Source organism: Paenibacillus sp. 01T422 (assembly GCF_056398785.1).
Window position 1 is genome coordinate 1 of sequence record NZ_JBFTQB010000608.1, and the last position, 6,223, is coordinate 6,223.

Here is a 6,223-nt window from a genome sequence, read left to right on the forward strand (position 1 = left end):
GTATAGCAATATGTGGTAAGGACTACAGCTTGACTACATTTTCAGCTTGCGGTCCGCGGTTACCTTGAACAACTTCAAATTGTACGCGTTGGCCTTCATCCAAGCTTTTGAAACCTTCCCCCGTAATAGCGCTGAAGTGAACGAACACATCATTGCCGCCTTCCATTTCGATAAAACCAAATCCTTTTTCTGCATTAAACCATTTAACCGTACCTGTTTCCATGTAGACATAAACCTCCAATAATTTGTTCCTGCGTATTGCTCCTGGATCAATCAGAACCTGACAGCTTGTTAACGCAGCTTTGATAATATATCCAATTAGAAGGGAGCTTATTCCAATTTCATGAAAATTCCTTACAAACTAATTGACCTTCTGCCAAATGTTGCCTATACTGAGGCTAAAGATCGCTGCACTGTACAATTTCATAGTTCGTATAACCTCGATAATTTGGTTCGGGGGCTCTACTGGGAACCTAAATCCTAACTACGAACACAATATATGCTTATATATTGTGTTTGTTGGTTAGGATTTTTTGTTCCCTTATTTACGTTGAGGAGGAATGAAGATGGGTTCATTATTGATTCGTAATGCTCAAGCTATTGTTACGGTGGATGCCGAGAATCGCGTGTTGGAGCGGGCGAATATCCTCATTGAAGGGAATCGGATTACCAAGATGGGCAAGGACTTCTATGAAGCAGACAGGGTCATTGATGCTTCGCAAATGTTCGTCTACCCTGGCCTGATTAATGTGCATCATCATTTGTATCAAACGTTTACGCGCAATTTGCCGCAGGTGCAAAAGCTGGAGTTATTCGACTGGCTCCGCTATCTATACGAAATTTGGAAGGGGATCACGCCAGATTCGGTGTATCACAGTTCCCTAACGGGTATTGCCGATCTCATGAAAAATGGCTGTACCACGGTCTTCGACCATCATTATGTCTTTCCGCAGCAGCATAGCGCCCATTTCATCGATAAACAGTTCGAAGCGGCTGAGCGCTTAGGTATTCGCTTCGTAGCTTCCAGAGGGTCCATGACGCTTGGCAGGGATCAAGGGGGATTGCCCCCTATGAGCGTCGTGCAGGATCTGGATACGATCCTTGCTGACAGCGAGAGGCTGATCGATCTTTATCACGATGCCAGCGCAGGCTCAATGCGTCAGGTGGTGCTGGCACCGTGCTCACCATTCAGTGTTTCCGCAGACATGATGCGGGAGTCGGCGAAGCTGGCAAGAGCCAAGGGAGTACGGCTTCACACGCACCTCGCTGAGACGAAAAATGAAGAAGCCTATACGCTTGAAAGGTTCGGGATGAGACCGCTGGCTTATATGGAAAGCTTGGACTGGTTAGGGCCTGACGTGTGGTACGCCCATGGCATCCATTTTAACGATGAGGAAATGAAGCTGCTCGTGCAAACCAAAACCGGCATCGCACATTGCCCGATTTCCAACATGAAGCTTTCGTCGGGAATCGCTAGAGTCCCAGAAATGCTGAACATGGGGATTCCCGTGGGTTTAGCGGTGGATGGCAGTGCTTCCAATGACGGATCGAACTTGCTTGAGGAGCTTAGGGTAGCGTACTTGCTGCACAGACTTCAATCTAGCGCCCAGGCGCCAAGTGGCTATGAGTTATTGAAAATCGCCACCAGAGGCGGCGCTGAGATATTAGGGAGAAGCGATATCGGCTCGCTTGAGGTGGGGAAGGCGGCAGATTTGTTCATGGTTCGAGTGGACCACATTGACGCTGTAGGGACGCAGACAGACCCCAAATCATGGCTGGCAACGGTGGGCCTTAAGCGACCAGTGGATTACACTATCGTGGGTGGGAGAGTTGTCGTCGAGAACGGCAGACTTGCTGGGGAGGATGAGGAACGGCTCGCTAGGGACTGCCAAACATCGTTTGAACGATTTATTCAGGGGTAAGGGTATATTCATCCCCTGATACCATTCAGCTCAGATTAACGGTAGTTTCTCCCTCTATTCAGCTGAGATGGCTCGTCCCTTTGGAACACGCCTACCTGAGTGGGCTAATTGTAATTAACGCCGATTACTCCTGCTATTTCCGCCGATTACTCCAAATTTGCCCAACTAACTGGATTTTCTACCGCTAATTTCGCCGAATCTCCCCATTTCGGCCTGCTGCCGACGAGTTAGATGGAGCATCTACCGTTAATTCATTCCCTTGCCACCATTCAGCTCAGATTAACGGTATAAATGCCAGTTAAATTTCCGCAAACATGCATCATACATCGCACGCCAATTCTGCACGCGAGTTGCCTCGCCGCCGCAAATAGAGGCTGTCGACCCCGCATCTCACAGCCCACAATATCAAAAAAGCTCGCACCTCACTCAAGGTCTTATAGACCTTCATGCGTATGCCCGTCTATGGTTGTGACGCGAATCGTACGTCCGACATGGGGGTGAATAGCACCCATAATCGTGTTCCTCTGATGCACCATTTGATGCTGCCAGTTGGGTTCTGCTTGATAAACAACTTGCGGTCCTTGATGCCCAGGGTGTTGCGACGGATTCATATACATAGCTTTCGCTCCTTTTTCGTACGGCTGCGCGCAGCGGTAGGCTTATTGCCTAGGTTCACTACAGACTATTCAGTCGTCCGAAAATGGTGCATTTGCCTATGCATTTATTCCGAGGCTAATCACGTTTGATTGTCACGACACGGGTCGCATCGTTGAAGGATACGATGCCGCCAAGCGACTCCGCGATGAAACGGATCGGCACGAAGGTAGATCCATTATGGAGCGTTGCAGCACTTTCCAGCTCGATTGAAGCACCGTCAACCGTAGCTACTTTACTGTCCAGTTTCAGGGTAATCGTCTTACCGGATAATAAGTCTTTGATTGTGACTTCCTGTAAGTCGCCGTTCCAGCCAACCTCAGCGCCAAGCTTTTCGGATATAAAGCGTACAGGCACCATTGTTTTGTTGTCAGCGTTAATGACTGGCTGCGGTGTATCGCTTGTTGAACCAGCCCCGTCATCCGTCAGCTTCAAGTTAACTTCCTTCTTCGTTACTTTCATATCTTCGCGCAGCATCTTATAGAAAAGAGACTGTTTATCCAAGTTATCCAGCACGTGGTAGATGGAGGAAGCGTCCTTTCCAACTTGTACCGCACCGCCGGAGATATCAATCGTATCAGCTGTAACTGGCTTATTCATATTCCAGGTTTCACTTGTGAAGGAGAGTTTAAGTCCTGCAACGCCAGTGCCCTTATCTTGAAGCGGCATGTTCACTGCAAGTGTTTGCTTGCGAATGAATTTGTCGGCATCGATGTAAATATCGGCATTGAGCGTGGTTTTACTGTCAAATAAACTGTTAAGGGGCATTACACCCTGCTCGGCATCTCCCGTATTGGCGGCTTCGAAGGAAGCTGCCGTTTTCTCCAGAAAGTCACGGATAGGCTCATAGACGAGTCCAAGGGCTAATTGCTTGTTGCTCAAAATCTTTAAGGAAAAGTCTGCGGAGCCAGCCTTGATCTGCTCTTCGATAACAGGCGACAAAGCATCGTACAATTGGCTCAGCAGTTCTTTTAATCCAGCTTCATCTGCCAGGATATTGCTGAACAGCTTACGGAGCAGGGAAGCGAGCTCAGTGCCGTTTAGTTCAATATGTGCTTGCTGAAGAGAGAGGTCAGCACCGTTAATTTGGTCCGTAACCGTGGAGACTGAGATGTTAGAAGGATTTGCTGTATTCGCTAAAATAAGTCCAATAATCGAAGGCTTAATCTCGGCTATGATGTTTCCGAGCTGCTCCTGAATGACAGTTGGCAGCATTTGCGTGAAGGTTGGATTTGATCCGCCTAAGAGATCATAAACGATCGGCTTTTTCGCCCCTTCAATACGCACAATGATCTTCGTGCCTTCAGCAGCAAGCTTGAATGGGATAGAGCCTTTCCCGTATGTAATTGTACCGTCTGCAGAAATCTGCTGTGCGTCTTGTGTTTTCACGTTCGTAAGCTCAACTTTTACATTTTGCAGGGCGCTAAGCGACTTCTGCTCGTCAGCTGTTAGCTTGGAGGTGTCGCCTGGTACTACCTCGATCTGCAAGGTGCCTTTGGATTCGGAGGACTTTACGGTTGCGCTGTTTTTGATCGCCTCTGCAATGTCTAAGCCTTGTACAGCTTGGCAACCTGTCAGCGTAAGCAGCAGGAACACCATGGCGGCGGATACCCACCAAGTCATTTTATTTTTGTACATGTGCTAATCTACTCCTTAGTTTTAATAGAAATAACAAAAAGACGTCCAATGATTATACGCGATGCACAGAAGAAGGATTCGCATGCAAACGGATTATTTTCAAACCGAAACCTTTTATTACCAATTTCGTCTATATTTATTAGATGCAATATGCTGCCTGCAAGAGGCCACAAGGAGGTGACATCTATGATGACTTTGTTTGCTGTATGTTTTTTTGTAGGGCTTGTACTAACTGTTCTTGTGACATTTTTTGGTGGCGATTTCTTCGAAGTCCACGGAGATACCGGAGGGGCACATGGTCATGGGGGACCGTCCTTCTTCAACTTGTCTTCCCTTTTAGCGAGCTTAACGGTATTCGGCGGGATGGGGTATATGCTTAATGAAGTAGGGATGACCAGCGGTTTACTCGTCCTGCTCATTGCTATTGGCTCCGGACTTTTCGTGGGTTGGTTGTTCTTCCTTTTCTATGCCAAAGTCATCTATAAGCATGATGACAGCATGAGAGAAAGCGATTTTGCACTTAACGGACAGTTAGGGAAGCTGATTGTCCCCATTAACGGAAAGGGCATCGGTGAGATGGTGATTGTGATGCAGGGGACCAAACGGTCCATTAGCGCGCGATCAGAGCTCGGAGAATCTATAGCCAAAGGAGCGAAGGTGGTCATTCTTCATATGGACAAAGGCGTCGCTACAGTAAGTCAATTCAGTGAATAAGCTTAATGGTATTACTAACTTCCGGGAGGTTATTCGATTATGTTAACGATTTTGTATACGGTTGTTGCGATTGTGGTTGTTGTCTTCATATTACTTACTACCATTGTTAGAGCTTATAAGAAGGTTCCACCGAATGAGGCGATGATTGTGTTCGGTTTGGGCGGCAAACGCGTCGTACAAGGCGGGGGAACGTTCGTTATTCCAGGCTTTCAGAGCTTCAAAACGATCTCCATGATGCTCATGAGCTTCGACGTTAAACCAGATCAGCCCATGTTCTCCCAACAGGGGATACGTCTTAAGATCGAGGCGGTTGCCCAGATCAAAATTCAAAGCGACCCCATCGCCATTGGCACAGCCTCCGAGCAGTTCCTGGACCATACGCTGCTGGAGCGGGAGATGATGATTTTGCATTCCGTAGAAGGACATCTGCGCGGTTTAGTTGGTCAATTAACAGTGGAATCCATTCTTAAGAATCCGGATGAGCTGAATAGCAAGATGAGGGAAACGTGCTCGGAGGATTTGGATAAAATGGGGCTGAGTCTGATCTCCTTCGTMCTCAAACGTGTGGCGGATGATCAAGGTTATATTGAGAACCTTGGCGTACCGGAAGTGGAGCGCATCCGCAAAAGCGCCAGCATTGCCAGAGCTGAGGTCGAACGAGACATCCAGATCCGACAAGCAGATACGGAAAAGGAGTCCGCTATTCGCAAAGCAGAAGCGCACCAGCTTAAGATTGAAGCGGAGACGGTTGCATCGGCCAAAGAAGCGCAGTACCGCAAAGAGCTAAGCATGCGAGAAGCGGAGTTTAAGCAGGAAACGACGAGCCGTCAGGCCGAAGCGGATTTGGCTTATGAACTGAAGCAGAAGCAGATTCAGCAATCGCTCGTGACGGAGCAAGTTAGAATCAGGCAGATGGAAGCTGAAGCGAATAAGACCGTACGGCAGATTGAAGTTGAGCTGAAGCAGAAGGAACTCGAGGCGTCCGTCATCAAGCCGGCCGAAGCGGAGAAAYAGGCGGCGATTATGCGCGCCGAAGTGARCAAACAGAGGCAAATTCTCGAAGCCGAGGCGGATGCCGAGTCGACGAGAAAGCGCGGTGAAGCGACGGCTGAGGCGGAGCTCGCCAAAGGGAAAGCGAACGCGGAAGTCGTTCGTTTGGCAGGACTTGCTGAAGCGGAGGCGCTGGAGAAGAAGGCTGAGGCTTACAAGCAGTACACGCAGGCGGCGGTGACGGTGGAGATTCTTCGCATTCTGCCGGAGTTAGCGGAGAAGATTGCGGCGCCACTGAGCAACGT

At 48.6% G+C, this 6,223-nt stretch carries 6 protein-coding genes and 1 riboswitch; of the genes, 3 read left to right on the forward strand and 3 right to left on the reverse strand.

Going from position 1 to position 6,223, the window contains the following annotated elements; translation table 11 throughout:
* Positions 1–22: 22 nt before the first annotated feature.
* Positions 23–223 (reverse strand): cold-shock protein, encoded by a 201-nt coding sequence (locus AC1DUA_RS27135; protein WP_028555458.1) that lies wholly within the window; start codon positions 221–223, stop codon positions 23–25.
* A gap of 187 nt (positions 224–410) precedes the next feature.
* Positions 411–507, forward strand: a riboswitch (purine riboswitch).
* Positions 508–566: 59 nt separating this feature from the next.
* On the opposite strand from AC1DUA_RS27135, the gene AC1DUA_RS27140 reads away from it, so the two are divergent.
* On the forward strand, positions 567–1,922 hold the full coding sequence (locus AC1DUA_RS27140; RefSeq protein ID WP_477502732.1) for an 8-oxoguanine deaminase: 1,356 nt from the start codon (positions 567–569) through the stop codon (positions 1,920–1,922).
* Between the two features lie 434 nt (positions 1,923–2,356).
* On the opposite strand, the gene AC1DUA_RS27145 is transcribed toward AC1DUA_RS27140, so the two are convergent.
* Positions 2,357–2,539, reverse strand: a complete 183-nt coding sequence (locus AC1DUA_RS27145; RefSeq protein ID WP_477502733.1) for a hypothetical protein — start codon at positions 2,537–2,539, stop codon at positions 2,357–2,359.
* Positions 2,540–2,654: 115 nt separating this feature from the next.
* On the reverse strand, positions 2,655–4,214 hold the full coding sequence (locus AC1DUA_RS27150) for a copper amine oxidase N-terminal domain-containing protein (protein ID WP_477502734.1): 1,560 nt from the start codon (positions 4,212–4,214) through the stop codon (positions 2,655–2,657).
* 186 nt (positions 4,215–4,400) lie between these two features.
* On the opposite strand from AC1DUA_RS27150, the gene AC1DUA_RS27155 reads away from it, so the two are divergent.
* Positions 4,401–4,928: an NfeD family membrane protein gene (locus AC1DUA_RS27155; RefSeq protein ID WP_477502735.1), complete on the forward strand. Its 528-nt coding sequence runs from the start codon at positions 4,401–4,403 to the stop codon at positions 4,926–4,928.
* Between the two features lie 39 nt (positions 4,929–4,967).
* Positions 4,968–6,223 (forward strand): flotillin family protein (locus AC1DUA_RS27160; RefSeq protein ID WP_477502736.1); only part of this gene is annotated, 1,256 nt, incomplete at its 3' end.

Coding starts and splice junctions, on each gene's coding strand:
- AC1DUA_RS27155 (WP_477502735.1), top strand. CDS start 4,401: ATGATGACTTTGTTTGCTGTATGTTTTTTTGTAGGGCTTGTACTAACT.
- AC1DUA_RS27150 (WP_477502734.1), bottom strand. CDS start 4,214: ATGTACAAAAATAAAATGACTTGGTGGGTATCCGCCGCCATGGTGTTC.
- AC1DUA_RS27140 (WP_477502732.1), top strand. CDS start 567: ATGGGTTCATTATTGATTCGTAATGCTCAAGCTATTGTTACGGTGGAT.
- AC1DUA_RS27135 (WP_028555458.1), bottom strand. CDS start 223: ATGGAAACAGGTACGGTTAAATGGTTTAATGCAGAAAAAGGATTTGGT.
- AC1DUA_RS27145 (WP_477502733.1), bottom strand. CDS start 2,539: ATGTATATGAATCCGTCGCAACACCCTGGGCATCAAGGACCGCAAGTT.